This window comes from Brevibacillus sp. BC25, from assembly GCF_000282075.1.
GTDB lineage: Bacteria > Bacillota > Bacilli > Brevibacillales > Brevibacillaceae > Brevibacillus.
In genome coordinates this window covers 1-15,891 of record NZ_AKIX01000012.1, presented here as the reverse complement: position 1 = coordinate 15,891, position 15,891 = coordinate 1, and the positions used below count along the sequence as shown (strand labels likewise).

General features: G+C 47.1%; 19 protein-coding genes. 13 read left to right on the top strand and 6 right to left on the bottom strand.

All coding sequences use genetic code 11. The annotated features are described in order from the left end of the window. Nucleotides 1-49: 49 nt before the first annotated feature. Nucleotides 50-334 carry a DUF4183 domain-containing protein gene (locus tag PMI05_RS02220; protein WP_007716649.1) on the top strand — a complete coding sequence of 95 codons (285 nt, stop codon included), beginning with the start codon at nucleotides 50-52 and terminating at the stop codon, nucleotides 332-334. A 107-nt stretch (nucleotides 335-441) separates the two neighbouring features. Then, nucleotides 442-843, top strand: coding sequence for a DUF4183 domain-containing protein (locus tag PMI05_RS31570; RefSeq protein ID WP_039960071.1), 402 nt, complete (start codon nucleotides 442-444; stop codon nucleotides 841-843). A 96-nt stretch (nucleotides 844-939) separates the two neighbouring features. Here the strand turns inward: PMI05_RS31570 and PMI05_RS02210 are convergent, their stop codons facing one another. From PMI05_RS02210 to PMI05_RS02200, 3 genes are all read right to left on the bottom strand, one after another. Further along, nucleotides 940-1,539: an undecaprenyl-diphosphatase gene (locus tag PMI05_RS02210; RefSeq protein ID WP_007716647.1), complete on the bottom strand. Its 600-nt coding sequence runs from the start codon at nucleotides 1,537-1,539 to the stop codon at nucleotides 940-942. 164 nt (nucleotides 1,540-1,703) lie between these two features. Continuing rightward, nucleotides 1,704-2,354, bottom strand: a complete 651-nt coding sequence (locus PMI05_RS02205; RefSeq protein WP_007716645.1) for a hypothetical protein — start codon at nucleotides 2,352-2,354, stop codon at nucleotides 1,704-1,706. Between the two features lie 15 nt (nucleotides 2,355-2,369). Beyond that, nucleotides 2,370-2,993 carry a hypothetical protein gene (locus PMI05_RS02200; RefSeq protein WP_007716643.1) on the bottom strand — a complete coding sequence of 208 codons (624 nt, stop codon included), beginning with the start codon at nucleotides 2,991-2,993 and terminating at the stop codon, nucleotides 2,370-2,372. A 273-nt stretch (nucleotides 2,994-3,266) separates the two neighbouring features. On the opposite strand from PMI05_RS02200, the gene PMI05_RS02195 reads away from it, so the two are divergent. The 7 genes from PMI05_RS02195 to murQ all read left to right on the top strand — a co-directional run bounded on the left by PMI05_RS02195 (nucleotide 3,267) and on the right by murQ (nucleotide 11,020). Beyond that, a complete protein-coding gene (locus tag PMI05_RS02195) occupies nucleotides 3,267-4,112 on the top strand; it encodes a MurR/RpiR family transcriptional regulator (protein WP_007716642.1) in 846 nt (281 codons plus the stop codon). 171 nt (nucleotides 4,113-4,283) lie between these two features. Next, the gene (locus tag PMI05_RS02190) at nucleotides 4,284-5,615 is read left to right on the top strand and encodes a sugar ABC transporter substrate-binding protein (RefSeq protein WP_007716640.1); all 1,332 of its coding nucleotides are present in this window, start codon (nucleotides 4,284-4,286) and stop codon (nucleotides 5,613-5,615) included. A gap of 29 nt (nucleotides 5,616-5,644) precedes the next feature. Beyond that, nucleotides 5,645-6,592 carry a carbohydrate ABC transporter permease gene (locus PMI05_RS02185; protein WP_007716638.1) on the top strand — a complete coding sequence of 316 codons (948 nt, stop codon included), beginning with the start codon at nucleotides 5,645-5,647 and terminating at the stop codon, nucleotides 6,590-6,592. Nucleotides 6,593-6,609: 17 nt separating this feature from the next. After that, nucleotides 6,610-7,437, top strand: a complete 828-nt coding sequence (locus PMI05_RS02180) for a carbohydrate ABC transporter permease (RefSeq protein WP_007716636.1) — start codon at nucleotides 6,610-6,612, stop codon at nucleotides 7,435-7,437. Nucleotides 7,438-7,460: 23 nt separating this feature from the next. Next, the gene (locus tag PMI05_RS02175; RefSeq protein ID WP_007716635.1) at nucleotides 7,461-8,423 is read left to right on the top strand and encodes a GNAT family N-acetyltransferase; all 963 of its coding nucleotides are present in this window, start codon (nucleotides 7,461-7,463) and stop codon (nucleotides 8,421-8,423) included. A gap of 30 nt (nucleotides 8,424-8,453) precedes the next feature. After that, complete coding sequence (locus PMI05_RS02170; protein WP_007716633.1) at nucleotides 8,454-10,067, top strand: glycoside hydrolase family 3 protein; 1,614 nt, start codon at nucleotides 8,454-8,456, stop codon at nucleotides 10,065-10,067. A 38-nt stretch (nucleotides 10,068-10,105) separates the two neighbouring features. Further along, on the top strand, nucleotides 10,106-11,020 hold the full coding sequence (gene murQ / locus PMI05_RS02165) for an N-acetylmuramic acid 6-phosphate etherase (protein ID WP_007716630.1): 915 nt from the start codon (nucleotides 10,106-10,108) through the stop codon (nucleotides 11,018-11,020). A 33-nt stretch (nucleotides 11,021-11,053) separates the two neighbouring features. Here murQ and PMI05_RS02160 read toward each other — a convergent pair whose 3' ends face one another. After that, complete coding sequence (locus tag PMI05_RS02160; protein ID WP_007716629.1) at nucleotides 11,054-11,440, bottom strand: hypothetical protein; 387 nt, start codon at nucleotides 11,438-11,440, stop codon at nucleotides 11,054-11,056. Between the two features lie 171 nt (nucleotides 11,441-11,611). Between PMI05_RS02160 and PMI05_RS02155 the strand changes: the two genes are divergently transcribed. Together PMI05_RS02155 and PMI05_RS02150 are read left to right on the top strand one after the other, a co-directional pair. Next, entirely contained in the window at nucleotides 11,612-12,547 is a 936-nt protein-coding gene (locus PMI05_RS02155; RefSeq protein WP_007716627.1) for a cation diffusion facilitator family transporter, read from the top strand. Between the two features lie 122 nt (nucleotides 12,548-12,669). Beyond that, nucleotides 12,670-13,287, top strand: coding sequence for a DUF3267 domain-containing protein (locus tag PMI05_RS02150; RefSeq protein ID WP_007716626.1), 618 nt, complete (start codon nucleotides 12,670-12,672; stop codon nucleotides 13,285-13,287). Here the strand turns inward: PMI05_RS02150 and PMI05_RS02145 are convergent. Next, entirely contained in the window at nucleotides 13,284-13,625 is a 342-nt protein-coding gene (locus PMI05_RS02145; RefSeq protein WP_007716624.1) for a DoxX family protein, read from the bottom strand. The genes PMI05_RS02150 and PMI05_RS02145 overlap by 4 nt on opposite strands. Nucleotides 13,626-13,734: 109 nt before the next feature. On the opposite strand from PMI05_RS02145, the gene PMI05_RS02140 reads away from it, so the two are divergent. Beyond that, entirely contained in the window at nucleotides 13,735-14,478 is a 744-nt protein-coding gene (locus PMI05_RS02140; protein ID WP_007716623.1) for a Crp/Fnr family transcriptional regulator, read from the top strand. A 23-nt stretch (nucleotides 14,479-14,501) separates the two neighbouring features. On the opposite strand, the gene PMI05_RS02135 is transcribed toward PMI05_RS02140, so the two are convergent. Beyond that, nucleotides 14,502-14,705, bottom strand: a complete 204-nt coding sequence (locus PMI05_RS02135; RefSeq protein WP_007716621.1) for a DUF2892 domain-containing protein — start codon at nucleotides 14,703-14,705, stop codon at nucleotides 14,502-14,504. Between the two features lie 137 nt (nucleotides 14,706-14,842). Between PMI05_RS02135 and PMI05_RS02130 the strand changes: the two genes are divergently transcribed. Continuing rightward, entirely contained in the window at nucleotides 14,843-15,841 is a 999-nt protein-coding gene (locus tag PMI05_RS02130; protein WP_007716619.1) for a D-cysteine desulfhydrase, read from the top strand. Nucleotides 15,842-15,891: the final 50 nt, after the last annotated feature.

The window sequence follows — 15,891 nt, the reverse complement described above, 5'->3', positions numbered from 1 at the left end:
AAACCAAGCATTAACTAGTAGGGAATAAATAGAGGAGGGGGTGTTCTAAGTGCCGATTATTAAACCGTATCTAACCTCATTGAGATTTACGTCCACGATGAGTGCTGGAACTGGTACTGGTGCAACGTTTGCCATTGCGGCAACTGCATTTACCACTGACACTGGCGCTGCTGCGACAGCATTTCCTAGTACGTTTGCTTTTTACAATCTCTACGTCAATGGAGTGCTTCAGGCAGGTAATACTTCCACAATTACAACGACAGCGATCACGATTCCAGATGGAAATGCCGAAAACGGTGGTACACCCATAGTTGTAGAGTTTGTCGTTAACTAAGATGAATAGGATGGTGGCCCCAGGTGGTTGGAATGTGCCTGGGGTTCACTCATGTGTGAAAATCGGAGTGAACGGTCGAAGCACTTCGAGAAAGGACGAGTGATTTCATGAGGCGCAATGTCACACAGTCATACACAGTGAGGAGACAGTGTCTGCAAATCGTCCCGCCATTAGGTTGTCCCGGGATTTTTCCAGTAAAACCCTCCCCAACTTGTCCTCCCTGCCCCCCATGTCCATGTACGCCTGGTTTAATACGTACAGAAACCTATCAGTATACAGCAATATCAGATGGAGTCAAAAATATGTATACCAACAGTGATGCTGTCATGCCATTCAGTACTTCGGGGATTCTGGACCCGAATGAAGTTTCTGTTGTGAATCTTTTCATCAATGGAATGCTTCAGCCTCCCAATTTATATGTTGTCCAGCAGGGAGTTTTGATTCTGAGTGACATACCTGTACAAGGTGTTCCTCTTATTCTTCAGTTCATCAAGATGATTGTCTCATAAATGGTTGCTTCCAAAATGGGAAAAGGTCATGTCATACATACATGTCATTTTCCTTCCATGTTGTGCCTTACCAGAGATATGATCGGCTCGACATACTTAAAAGTCTCTCGTCTTCGATTTGGCAGGCAAGATCGCTTGCTCTCCTTTTTCATAGAAAGCAAGTAGAGTATGGACAAAACTCAATCTCGGCACGATCATATAAACGGTCAAGGCAGACCCAATACTGATCAGGGCCCCCACAATGACATCTGCCGGATAATGAACGCCTACCAAAATGCGAGAAAGCCCCACACAAGCTGCAAGCAGCATCCAGAGTGGCCCCGTCGTCTTTCTAAAAAGCCAGTAGGTCATGCAAAAGGAAAAAAACAGGATCGTATGGTCACTGGGAAACGAATTGTCGACCGCTTTTTGTACCAATTGATTGACGTTCGCAAGCTCTGCGAATGGCTGATTATTCGCATGAAGGCTTCCGGCTACTTTCCCGAATAGCTCGGCGATGACAAACGTAAACATCGCACAAACGACCATGATGCGATTCTCATGTTTTCTCGTAAACCAATACACCAAAGCACTCAACGCTAAAATAAACACCGTATATTCTGCTACGTAAAAAGCCACGGGATTGAGAGCCGGATACTCTTTCCCCAAGTCATTAATCAAGCGAAAATAGTGAATGTTGATTTCCATGCCATTCATTTTTGGTGATCCTCCTTTACATGTAACAGGAGAATCGTAATCGATAGGAGAGAAATGGGAAATTGATTTACCTTACGAAATATTACAGGGTTGTAAGGTTGGTTTCGTAGCATCAAAAAAGAGACGGCAGAACCGTCTCTTTTTTGTTGGACAAAAGGTCCATATTATTTGTTGTTGCCATCTAATTCTGCTTTGGGGTAGATGTCTTTTTTGACAGCCTTTAATTTTCCGACACGATCCATGGTTACGTTGATGTAATGATCCGGGGAAGTGTAAATGACAAGAATCTGTGTCTTGTTATCCTGGACAGTAGAGGAGTGGATCTGTGAGAACTTGTATTTTTCCGCTTGCTTTCCAAACAAAAGTTTGAGATGCTCCTTGCCTTTTTTGATCGCTTTCTCATCACCTAAAACTTCTTTCGAAGAGGGGAGTCCGTTTTGGATGTTGATGTCGATCAGCTCTCCCGTACTTGCGTTTACATGGACAACTCCGAAGTCTGGGGTAGTTCCCTCTGGTGTGCTCGACAAAATCACTTCCAAACGTTCGATAGGACCAGAAGTGGTGACGACATTCTCTTTTACGATGGAGGTGATGTGATAGTTCTTCAGGTCAGGGATGACTTCTTTGACGTGATTCAGAGTCACTTTTGCTTTTTGATTCAGATCTTTTATGGAAAGCTCTTCTAACTTGGTCGCAGTTACAGTTGCTTTCGCTTTGTGGGAAGAGGCTGCTGCGGCTTCGTTTAACAGAACAGGTGTGTTTGGCAAAAGGAGAGCCGCTATCAGGGTGAAGGGTAGTACTTGGTGTTTGAACATTCGAAGCAACCCCTCTTATTCTTCGATATACATATCTTTTTTGGCAGCCTTGAGCTCCCCTTGGCTATCCATGGTCACGTAAATGTCATGGTCCGGTGCGGTGTAAATCACGAGAATTTGTTTTGAGCCATCTTCGAAAACATAGTTACGAACATCGGATACCTCATAGATGTCTGCTTTCTCATCAAAAAAATGTTTTAGGTACTCGAAGCCCTTCTTGGTTGCTTCTTCTTCGTTCAACTTGACTTCCGATTTAAGCAGACCGTTGGCTATTTCGGCGCCAATGAGTTCTCCCGTTTTTGCGTTCATTCTGACAAGTGCGTGATGAGGCTTCTCACCTTCAGGGGTGCCCATCAGTTCCACTTCTAACTGGTCGATTCTATCACCGTTTCTGGTTTTTAAATTTTCATAGACTCTCACGTGGATAATATCATATTTTTTCATATCCGGCATGACTTCTTTGACCAGTTCTAGTGTCGCTTTTGCATTGTCATCAAGGTCTTCTGCTGTCAATTTTTTGCTAATGAGTTCTTCTTCGGTAGAGGATGCTTTTGCGGCAACTTCGTTCGTCAAAACGGCAGAGTTCGACAAAAGTAAAGCAGTCATCAGTGTGAATGCTAGTGCCTTACGCTTGGACATTCCTAATCAGCTCCATTATTTGTAAATTTGGCGTACATGGATTAATACGGAAAGAGATCTACATAAGTAACTGTGAAAATTGTTAAAAATTATAATAGAGCGAATAAAGGGAGAAAGTGTCGAAAAATAGTTTTGAAATTTTATTTCAAATCTGACAATTCATATTGATATTTTATTTCAAGTGTCTATAATACAAAATATGTAATGATTTACCAAAGTCACACTTGAATGTAAGCGCTTAACAAATTCATGGACTAAAGGGGTGGTATCGTGTTGAATGGCGGGTTGCTGCGCATCCGCGAATCGTTGCACAATATCAAGCGTTCTGAACAAAACGCGGCGCATTACATTTTAGCTAATCCGGATGAGGTGATTCGTCTTTCCATCAAGGAACTCGCGGAAAGAAGCGAATCCAGCCAAGCTGCCATCATACGCATGTGCAAAAGTATCGGTGTAGATGGTTTTCAGGAGTTGAAAATCAGAATAGCGGGTGATCTGCAATCGTCTACCGCTCAGGATGAATTCAAAGAGATTCTTCCCGATGCTGATATGTACACCTTGATTGAATCGGTTTCGCTCAACAACATCCTCTCCTTGCGGGAAACGATCAAAATTTTGGATACAGAAGCAGTGGGGCAGGCGATTGGTGAGCTGTACGGTGCCACCCGGATTGATTTTTACGGAGTGGGTGCTTCGCAATTGGTTGCCCAGGATGCCCAACATAAATTTTTGCGCATCAATAAAATGTGCACGGCCCATTCGGATTCCCACTTGCAGCTTACTTCGGCAGTCACCTTGACGGCTGGTGATGTGGCAGTCGGCATCTCGAATTCGGGGGAAACCTCGCAGATCATAACCACGATGAAACAAGCCCGCAAATCGGGTGCTGTGACCATTGGCATTACCAAATACGGCACAAACTCCTTGGCGGAATGCGTGGATATTCACTTAACCACGTTTTCAACAGAAGCGGATGAACGCAGTGCCGCCACTTCCTCACGAATCGCACAACTCAATGTGATCGACATCTTGTTTAGAGGTGTTGCTGCCAAAAATTACGATGTCTCTGCTGCGTACTTGCGCCAGACGCGTAAAGCTGTTCGGGAGCAGTACAAATAAACAAATCCTCCTTAGAATACACAAACTCCTGCCTTTATCCTTTTATCCTTATCAGTCAGTAAAGAGTCCCTTACCTTCAAAGAGCCCACATATGTCTAGTAGTACGTTAGGTGTTTGGAAATATCGTTAGCTATGCAAGTTTTTTACTTCATGCAATTGGGGAGGTTTTCCATGAAAAAGAGAAGGTTTCTCTCAGTCCTCGGTTTGATTGGCTTAGCCGCGGCATTGCTTATTTCCGGATGTAGCAGCCAGTCCTCCACACAGCAGGGGGACAAAGTCGAATTGTATATGGGCTACAGCTCTGATCCACCAACGAAGAAAAAGATGGAAGAAATTATTGCAAAATTCGAACAATCACACCCTCACATCAAAATCAAAACAATGACGGCTCCTTATGATGACTTCTATCAAAAGCTGACGACTCAAATCGCGGCCGGGAATGCGCCTGATCTTTGGCAGAGCGACGGGACAAAAGTATTTGGTTACGCCCAACGCGGCGCGATTCTCGACATCACCGACTACGTCACGAAAGAAATCAACAAAGAGGAGCTCAACGGTCTGGAGTTCAACAAAGACTCAGATGGGAAGTATTGGGGAGTGCCACAGGGAATCCAAGTCGGAGCCCTTTTCTACAACAAAGATTTGTTCGACAAAGCGGGCGTACCATACCCTACGGCTGACTGGACCTGGGATGATGTGAAGGCGGCTTCCGCCAAGCTGACCCTCGATGCCAACGGGAAAAATGCAGACGATCCTGCTTTTGACAAAAAATCAGTGAAGCAGTACGGCTTCGCGTTTTTCGGTAGCTCACGCGGTGCATTTAACATCTTGAAAGCGTATGGTGGCGGGGTATTGGACCCGACTTTGAAAAAATCGATTATCAACAGTCCGGAGAACAAAAAAGCGGTCGAGTGGATGGTCGACGGCATGCAGCGCAAGCTATTCCCGAATCCGGCTGATCTAAAGGCGTTCCAAAGCAACTTCAAAGCGTTTTTGAGCGGGGCTGTGGCGATGCAAATCGATATTTACGCAGCAACGACCTCGATGAATGGTGCAGGGTTGAATTACGATGTCGCTCCTATGCCAAAAGGGCCGGACGGCAAACGCTTCGCACCCGTCATCGCCAACTCATGGGTCATCAACAAAAAGGCAGAGGAGCAGAAGGTCAAGGCCGCTAAAGAATGGATCACCTACTGGACGACATCTGATGAAGCACAAAAAGAGTGGACAGAAGTAGGGGAAGCCATTCCGGTGAAAAAATCAGTGGCGAATTCCGAGATGTTCCTAAACCCAGCCACGAAGCCAGAAAACAAAAAAGTCTTCCTCGACACCTTGGAGTTCGCGGGCACGATTGATACCAACGCTGTCTTTACCGAGTGGGTGAAGGTGTTCACGGATAATCTGGCAGAACTGTTCATGGATAAATACGGAACGGATGAATTCATCACGAAAACAGACGAAGGCATTCAAAAAGTTCTGGATGACTTCTTCAAGAAGCAGTAGTCATCAATCAGTGAGGATGTGTGCCAACCATGCTAGAACTGCAAACCAAGCAACAGGCGAAGCCTGCTGTGAAAAAGAGAAAATGGTTGGATAGCGAGGGGAGATGGGGACTGCTCCTGGTCTCCCCTTATCTCATCCACTTTCTCGTGTTCGTCGTAGGAACTTCGGTCGCGTCATTGTACTTCAGCTTTTCGGACTACGATATTTTAAATCCGCCTAAATGGACTGGCTTGGACAACTATGCAAAGCTGTTTGAAGACCCGCTGTTTTATCGCGCGTTATGGAATACGGTCTATTTTACGATCCTGTACGTACCGGCCAAAACGTTTTTGGCGTTGCTGTTAGCAGTGGCCCTGAATCAAAAGCTAAAGGGTTTGAAATTTTTCAGGATGGTTCACTTTTTGCCGGTTATCTCCTCATGGACGGTGATCGTGTATGTAGCAGATGCGGTGTTTAACCAGCGGATCGGTTTTGCCAATGCTTTTCTATCTAAAATTGGGCTAGCTCCGCAAAACTGGCTGATTGATGAATTCTGGGTCATCCCGGTCTTGGTTCTCATCGCCATCTGGAAGTCAGTCGGCTACATGATGATTATTTTTCTCGCTGGGCTGCAAGGAATTTCTTCTGATATGTACGAGGCAGCCTCGATTGATGGAGCAAACGCTTGGCAAAAGTTTTGGCGGGTGACAGTCCCGATGATTTCCGGCACGACGTTTCTGGTCGTCATCTTGAACACGATTTACTCTTTCCAAAACTTCGAACAGATTTTTGTGATGACCGGGGCCTCTACGGAGGCAGGCTCGACAGGTGGTGCGAACAACGCCAGCCTCGTCCTGATGCTCTTCATGTTCCGCCAAGCATTCAGCTTTTTCAAAATGGGCTATGCCTCTGCTATCGCGTGGGTGTTGTTCCTCATCCTGCTTGCCATTACGCTCATCCAATTCAAGCTGCAAAAGAAATGGGTTCATTATGATTAAGAGGCAAGGAGGTAGCCATGCAAAAGCGTTTTCCTCTAAATAAAATCGTTGGATACCTGTTTGTCATAGCGAGTGCGTTGATTATGCTGGTTCCGTTTTTGACGACTGTATTTAACTCGCTGAAAACTTACAAGCAGTACATGCAATTTCCGCCAGAATGGCTGCCCAATCCAGCACAGTGGAGCAACTATACAACCGTGTGGGAACAGGCGAATTTTAGCAGCTATACGATCAACAGTCTGATTGTCGCGATTCTTTCGGTTATCGGGGCCTTATTGTCCAGCTCGATGATTGCCTTTGCTTTTGCCAGGCTGCGCTTTCCTTTCCGCGACACACTGTTCATGATCGTGCTGGGAACGATGATGATCCCGGGGATCGTCACGATTATCCCGCAGTTTATTATCTTTAAAAATTTGGGTCTGCTCGATACGTTGGCTCCGCTTTGGCTATTGGAGTGGCTCGGACAGCCGTTTGCCATTTTTTTAATGAGGCAAGCATTTTTAAATATCCCGAAGGATTACGAGGAAGCGGCAAAGCTGGATGGCTGCAATCCGTTCCAGATTTACTGGCGGGTGTTTTTGCCGATGTGCAAGCCATCCTTGGCAACACTGGCGGTCTTTACGTTTATGGGGAAGTGGAATGAGATTTTGGCGCCAGTCATTTATCTCATTTCGGACGAGAACTTTACGCTGCCGATTGGGATTTTGTCTTTGAGCGGTCAGTACAAGACAGAGGATCAACTGCTGGTAGCAGGGGCCTTGATCAGCTTGATCCCGATTTTGATCGTGTTCTTGTTTGCGGAGAAATATTTTGTGGAAGGCTCAAAAACTTCTGGATTGAAGTAGGGCGTAAAGGAGGCTAGCATCCGATGCAATACGTACCTTGGGACGATCGATATGCGGACGCTCTGTGCGAGCTGTGGAATCAGGAGTTGGGTGATCGCTTTCCCATGCGGCCTGGGCTCATGCAGCAAAACAGCTTCGAGGATCAGAATGTAGTCAAAGCTGGGTCGTGGATTGCGGTAGATGCTGTGACGCAGCGTCCTGTCGGGTTTGTCGTGGCCAAATGCTGGCAGGAAAAGCTCGACATTCAATTGGGAAAAGGCATTGGCTGGATACAGGTCTTACTCGTTTCTACCGCACATCGCGGGCAAGGGGTAGGGCGTGAATTGCTGGCAAGGGCAGAGAATGCGTTGCGAGAGCAAGGGGTGGAAAAGGTCTTGCTGGGGCGCGATCCGTATCATTATTTCCCGGGCATACCCGATGAATTTGCAGACGTAAAAGCGTGGTTTGAGAGACAAGGGTATCACTCGGAGGAGCGGTTGGAGAACGATCTGTTAGGCCAGTATCTCGAACCAGCAGAGCTGGAATTGCCAGAGGTACCGGATGGCCGCTTTCGACTGTTGACGAGGGAGGACCAAGATGCCTTCTTGGCCTTCTTGCATCGATGCTTTCCCGGGCGCTGGGAGTATGAAGCCATTCACTATTTTAAGCGGGGAGGAACCGGACGCGAATTCGTCGTGGTGGAGCTGCACGGTGAGATCGCCGGTTTTTGCCGGATCAATGATGCCGATTCTCCGTTTGTTGCCCAAAACGTATACTGGGCACCATTGTTTGCGGATGGGCTGGGCGGCATCGGTCCATTGGGCGTGGATGCGGAGTATAGGGGACGAGGCTTGGGACTGGCGATTGTGGAGGCGGGCATTGTGGCTTTGCGGAATCGCGGTATTCCAAACATTGTCATTGATTGGACGACGCTGGTCGATTTCTATGCGAGGCTCGGATATCGTAGCTGGAAGCAGTATGCGAAGTACGGCAAAGCATTCTCATAACAAGAGTAAGTCGGTAGGGAGGAGGATTCCATGCAAGCCGAACTTATGACAGTGGAACAGAAGGTCGGGCAACTGCTGATGATCGGTTACCCTACACTGGATATTCCCGAAGAAATGGAAGCGTGGATCAAACAAAAACAGATTGGCAACGTGATTCTTTTTAGCCGCAATATCGGGACACCGGAGGAGACTTATCAACGCGTACAGAAACTCCAGAGCTGGGCGTATGAGTCTTTGCATCCCTATCCGCTGTTGATCGGGACCGACCAGGAAAATGGCGTGGTCTCCCGACTGCAAAAAGGAGCGACGCGCTTTCCAGGAGCGATGGCTTTGGGGGCCACAGGCAATCTCGATCAAGCCAAGCGCATCTACCAGGCAACAGGTGAGGAGCTGCGTGCAGCAGGGATTTCAGTCAATTTCGCCCCGACGGTCGATGTAAACAACAATGCGGACAATCCGGTCATTGGGGTGCGGTCTTTTGGAGAAGCGCCAGAGCAGGTGGCTCGTTTTGGTGAGGCCGCCATTCAAGGTCTGCTTGCGAGTGGTGTCATTCCCTCTATCAAGCACTTCCCCGGTCACGGCGATACGAGCATCGATTCCCATGAAGCTGTTCCTGTGCTCGGACATGATCGGACGCGACTGGATCAGGTCGAGTTGGTTCCATTCCAGCGCAGTATCGCGGCAGGAGTCCCCATGGTGATGGTTGGACATATCAGTTTGCCCAGTATGGATGAGTCGGGTTCTCCTGCTACGTATTCCAAGGAGATCGTGACGGGAATTTTGCGTGAGTCGCTCGGCTTTGATGGGGTCGCAATAACGGATTGTATGGAAATGGCTGCCATCGCGGGTACCATCGGGGTTCCGGAAGCGGCGGTGCGTTGTGTGCAGGCTGGGATCGATCTTGTTCTGGTTTCCCACACGCATGAAGTTCAGCAAAAAACGTATGAACGACTCGTCGCGGCCATTCATTCGGGGGAGCTGTCAGATGCGTGGGTCAACGAAGCAGTAAATCGCGTGCTTCAATTAAAGAAACGATTTCTTTCCTGGGAGCATTGCTTGCGAGCAACAGGCCCTTCCTTTGACCGTGTCCAGCATGCAGACATGGCGAGAAGTGCGCTCGCCCAAGCCATAACCTTGGTGAAAAATGAACATCAGCTGCTTCCTTTACAGAGAAGTACGCAACCGCTCGGTGTGATTTTTCCGGGGATTTCCAACCTTACGTTGGCAGAGGATGGGCAAGCAGCTTCTGGCGATCTGGTCGCACCATTGAGAAAATATCGTGAAGTTGAATACCATATGATGTCGACGCTTAACCCGACAGAAGATGAAGGGGAGATGGTGGCGAATGTGATGTCATCCATGGAGCAGATCGTCGTTTTTACGTACAATGCCCATATCTTTAAAGGCCAATCGCTGCTGGTGAATCGGCTAGTTCAACAGGGGAAAAAGGTCGTGGCTGTCGCTCTGCGAAACCCGTATGATCTCTTGGTAATGCCAGAGGTCGATGCGTATCTCGCCGTTTATGACCATACGTACCATGCCATAGAGCTTGTGGCAGACATTTTGTTCGGGGAACGAAAGGCCGCTGGACATCTACCAGTAAGCCTGTTTCCATCGGAGAAAAAGCAGCATGGTGTGGGGTAGAAAGAGAAGATGAGTGTAGATGGGTGGGAGGTAACTGGATGAAGTTTCACCTGCGTGATTTAACGACAGAAACAAGAAATCGGAATACGGAAGAGCTGGATAAATTCTCTACGATGGAGATTGTCCAGATTATGAATGAAGAGGATAAAACAGTTGCGTTTGCCGTTGAAAAGGAGCTGGCTTCGATTGCAGCGGCCGTTGACTTGATCGCAGAATGTCTGGAAAACGGCGGAAGACTCTTTTATTTTGGAGCGGGAACGAGTGGGAGATTGGGCTTGCTCGATGCTGCTGAATGCCCCCCGACCTTTGGGACGGACCCCTCGTTGGTGCAGGGAATCATAGCAGGCGGGGAAAAAGCTATCGTCAGGGCAGTCGAGGGAGCCGAAGACGTGGAGCAGAACGGCAGAGAAGATGTCATTGCCTATGGCGTAAAGGCAGGGGATGCCGTAGTGGGAATTGCGGCGAGTGGTCGGACACCCTATGTCATCGGAGCATTGGCGGAAGCAAGAAGGCAGCAGGCAAAAGTCATTTCGTTGTCCTGCAACCAGATGGCGCAGATCAGCCAAGGTATGGATGTAGCGATTAATGTGGTGGTAGGGCCAGAGGTGGTGACTGGATCGACACGCTTAAAAGCAGCGACGGCGCAGAAGATGGTTCTCAATATGATTACGACGGGCTGCATGGTGCGATTGGGGAAAGTGTACAAAAATTTGATGGTTAATGTGCAGGTAACCAATGAGAAACTGAAGGAACGGGCAAAACAAATCGTGGCAGAAGCGACCAATGTCTCTACCGATGAGGCAGACGTACTGTTGCACAAGGCAGACGGTGACGCAAAACTGGCGATCGTGCTGCAAAAGACCGGGTTGCCAACAGAGGACGCAAGCCGTTTGCTCACCCAGTATAAGGGCAATATTCGACGGATTTTGGAAGGGAATCACAATCAGGAATGATCAGCCTAATCCTTTTGGATGAGGCTTTTTTTGTTATTCGAGGTCTTTAAGATAGCGGAGTGCTTTATCAAATTGTTCTACTTTTGAATTCGCCTTAAGCCACTGCAAACCATTCTTTCGAGGACGATATCCGCCCTTGCTAAATTGGTACTGTTTTATCCATGAAAGTATGTCTTGTGCGTTGTCCAATCCCAAATAATATAAAGGTTCGATCGCTATTTTTAACAATTCTTCTTCCAGCTGAGGCCGAAAGTGAAGGACTGTCGATACAACCATAAAATAACCTTCAGCTGCAGTGGGACAAGTATAGCTTGGAATCCATGAGTGGATTTTTTGGATGATTTCTTGGTCTGAAGCTGTACATGTATGAGATTCAATGGAATATATCAAAGTCATGATTTCATCGAAGTTTGTTGACAAATTCTTCGCCTCCCAATAATGCTTTTTCCATCATTATAAGACACAACTGGTAATGAAAATCACTTGTATGATCCATAAAATGTTCATTTGAATATTGGCGAAAAAGAGGATATGATTACATTAATTATTAGATTATAATTCTTATAATTTAAATGGACAGAGGTGATACGTATGAAAAATGGTGATTTTCACCATCTTGATCATGTGAAAGAACAGCAAACATCGAAGAAAACATTGTGGATTACGCTCCTACTGACGTTGTTTTTTACGATCGTGGAGATTGTGGGAGGCTTGATGTCCAATTCACTCGCGCTCCTGTCCGACTCCGCCCATATGATTTCTGACGTCTTTGCTTTAGGGTTGAGTATGACCGCTATTTATATGGCGACACGTAAGCCGACTAAGAAGTACACGTTCGGATTTCTCCGTTTTGAAATTATTGCTTCGTTCTTAAATGGCTTGGCTCTTGCTGTAATTTCGATCGGGATTGTGATTGAAGGGATCAAACGGATGATCAATCCGCAAGACGTTGATTTGCAGTTGATGCTGACCATTGCATCCATTGGTTTGGTTGTAAACATCGTGCTGACCATCGTACTTTCCCGCAGTATGAAGGAAGAAGACAACCTCAATGTAAAAAGCGCGTTGTGGCATTTTATTGGGGATTTGCTCAGCTCTGTCGGTGTAATTACGTCGGCGATTCTCATTTACATGACAGGCTACTACTTGTTCGACCCGTTGATCAGCATGGTGATTGGGGGAATTATTTTTACAGGTGGTGCCAAAATCATTCGTGAGTCGCTGCTCGTGTTGATGGAATCTGTTCCTGAGCAGTTTGATCTCGAGCAAATCCGTCAGGACCTCAGTGAAGTAGAGGGCGTGGAGGATGTTCATGAGCTGCACCTGTGGGCGGTATCCACGGAACATTACTCCCTGACAGCGCATGTGTTCGTTCGTGAAGGCATCCAGCCGTATTGTGTCATTCTGGCGATTAATCACATTTTGCAAACGAAGTACGGAATTGACCATTCGACGATTCAGATCGAGCACCCGACTATTTTGGATCACGGGGAATATGGCAAGCAGTTTTTGCTTCAGCAAGCATAAATGACCATGAGGAAAAGGCTAGTCTCCGAGCAAGCTCTGGAGATAGCCTTTTTTATTTATCTCCCCATTAAAGAAACTGATTACATAGGGTGAACGTCTTACTAGAAAGGGGAGGTTTTTTTATGAGAATCACAACCAAATTGCCACAGTATCATGAAAATGTACATGTTGAGTTGATGAAAAATGAATGGATTCCACTGAATGAACCACAGAGTTTGGGCAGGGCAACTCTTTTATCGATTCCTTTCATGCTGATCAATGCACTCATCGTTTTTGGGATCATCCATATTTTTTCGCCAATAACCTTGCAGGAATTGGGGCTGACATCTGACTCGCTATCCATATCCATTGACTTCGGTGTGATATTCTCTCTACTGGCCTTGGTCATTATTCATGAATGCTTGCATTTGATTTTTATCCCGAATTTCTTGAGATCAGAAAAAACATGGATGGGGCTAACGTTGTTTGGCGGGTTTGTAGCAACGGAAGAAAAGATTCCAAAAGCAAGATACATCCTGATTACTATCGCTCCATTCATTCTCATTTCGGTTATGTTGCCTTTTCTTCTAGGTTTTTTGGGGCTGTTCACTACTGTATTAAAATTTATGATTTTGATAAACGCAATCGCTTCATCGGTCGATATGCTGAATCTTTTTCTGGTGATGAAGCAAGTTCCGAAACAGGCAAGCTTGATCAGTAACGGACAAAAGACGTACTGGAAAGCGCTCGGGACCGATTAAAGCCAAAGGAGAAGCAACGAACAAATAAGCATAATTCCTGCATTTATCGCCATGACGGGTTTATGCTTTGCCCGAAAAAGATGGGCATGGATAGCACCGAGCATGAGGATGGCGAACAGGATACAAGCGAATGTTAATACTTCAGGAATCCAAAAGGAGCTAACTACGCCGATGATCCCGACCAGCTCAAGTGAGGCAATCACGTCCATAAACCAAAGGGGGTACCCATATTCCTTCCAGTGCTGGAGCATAGATTTTGCGCGTAAAAACTTCATTAACACAGAGATGGAAAACATCAAAGCCAAAATCAGTGAAAGAATCATGATGAATGTGTTCAACGATTTACACTCCTTTGTTCATTCGAAATCTATTGCTTAACGAGGAGTATAATGGGAGTGATCCATACAATATGTAGTCCAGCCTACAGTGAGCAGGAGGAAGTGAACGGTGATCGAAAAGGAGAAGTTTTTATCCCGCATCAATTTGTTTCAGTCGTTAAGTGAAGTAGAGCTAGCCCAATTGGAACCGGCGACCCCTATGGAAATGGTCAAAAAAGGAACGATGATTTCCTCCCCTCACCTGGAGCAGAAAAGGTTGTTTTTGATCAAGGCAGGGAAGGTTCGCTTATACAAGCTTTCGGCTGATGGCAAAGAGCTAACGATTGACTTGCTCGGCACAGGCCATGTGTTTGGCGAGATTGGCTCGTTTACGATTAGTTCAACCAATCTGTACGCCGAAGCGTGGGAAGATTCGGTGATTTGTTCGATTGATAAAGGCCAATTTGAAGAGCTGATGCTAGAGAAGCCGAGGCTTGCCTTGCATTTTATCGAGATTATATCGAATCGTTTGCAAGAGGTAGAAGAAATGATGGAGCTCATGGCGTATGGAAGTGTGCGACAGCGTCTAGTATATTTGCTCGGCAGGCTGTGCGAAAAATACGGGGGAGAGCGCCAGGCTGACGCACCAGAATGGGTCGAGCTGGCAGTGAACCTTACGCATCAGGAGCTGGCGACAATGATGGGGTGTATTCGTGAAACAGTAACAGAGACACTCCATGAGCTAACAGTAGAAGGTATCGTGAAGAAGGCGGGACTGCGTAAGCCGTTATGGGTGCATCGGGATCGATTGAGGGATAACGGATGCAAGCAAGGAAAGTGGGCTGAGAACGACAATAATGGTCGGCCAGATTAACCAGCCGCCCAATCCAGAGAAACTTACGATTTTTGCGAAGGAAGTTGGCAAGAGTTAATCCCAAAGATACGATAGAAGAAGCATTGTTTGGTCAAGGCTGTATACAGGAGCGGAATGCCCATTAACGAAAGGAATTGGTAGCCTCCTTCCAGAAAGAAGAACAAGGACAGAAAGGCTAACCCAGTAACGATACGAAACATTTGATCAAAACGACCGACGTTTTTCATTCTTATCCCTCCGGTTAGGTGTTTGAGATTGATGAGACTTATTGTACCGGAGTACTTTTTGGCTGCATGTAACAAAGTCACATAACGCAAAGATTTTTCCGTCCCATAACAAACGCCAAGCAGAAGGGAAGAAAAGCATGAACCAAATCCGTTACCATCGCAGAAAATACACGCAGGGTCATACACCAATCGAAAGGCTGGAGCGACTGTCCAAAGAGTTAGGCGGACCGAGCATTTCTATCAAGCGAGACGACATGCTTGGCTTGACAGCAGGGGGAAACAAGACGCGGAAGCTGGAGTATTTGGTGGCGGAGGCAATCGAGCAAGGGGCAGACACGTTGATTACATGTGGAGCTGTCCAATCCAATCACTGCCGGTTGACTCTGGCGGCGGCAGTTCGCGAAGGTTTGAACTGCCAGCTCGTGCTGTCCGCGCCTGAGACGGGCGAGTACCAACCGCAAGCGAGTGGCAATCATCTGTTGTTCCACTTGCTCGGAGCAGAAAAAATTGAGGTCATTCCCGCAGCGGCAGATTTGTTTGCAGCTATGGAAGAGCTCGCTGAAAGTCTGCGAAAACAAGGCAGAAAACCATATCTGATTCCTGTAGGAGGCTCCAATGAAGTAGGGTCATTGGGGTACATGGCGTGTGCGGAGGAAATCGAGCAGCAGGCCTGGGAAACGACGACTCCGTACGATTATGTCGTGACGGCAACGGGAAGTGGCGGTACCCAAGCCGGTCTGCTTGCCGGTTTTATGGCGCGCCAGTCCAACACAAAAGTAATCGGGATCAATGTCAGCCGTGATCGGGCTGCACAAGAAGCAAAGGTGATGGGGTTGCTGCGCAGTACAGCTGCACTGATCGGTTTGCAAGGGGACATACGGGCAGAAGCTGTGCTTTGCGACGACAGATTTGTCGGACCAGGCTATGCGATTCCGACGGATGGCATGATTGAAGCCGTTCAGCTGATCGCTCGGACAGAAGGGATTTTGCTAGATCCTGTCTATTCCGGAAAGGCGATGGCAGGGTTGATCGGACTGATTCGCGAAGGGCATTTTAACAAGGGTGATCACGTATTGTTCCTGCATACGGGAGGTTCCCCTGCACTCTATACGGTTCCACAGTTGTTTTTGCCGTGAAAAATACAGGCAGTGGCAGCGATGACGTACATTTGCGTCTAGAGCTGCCA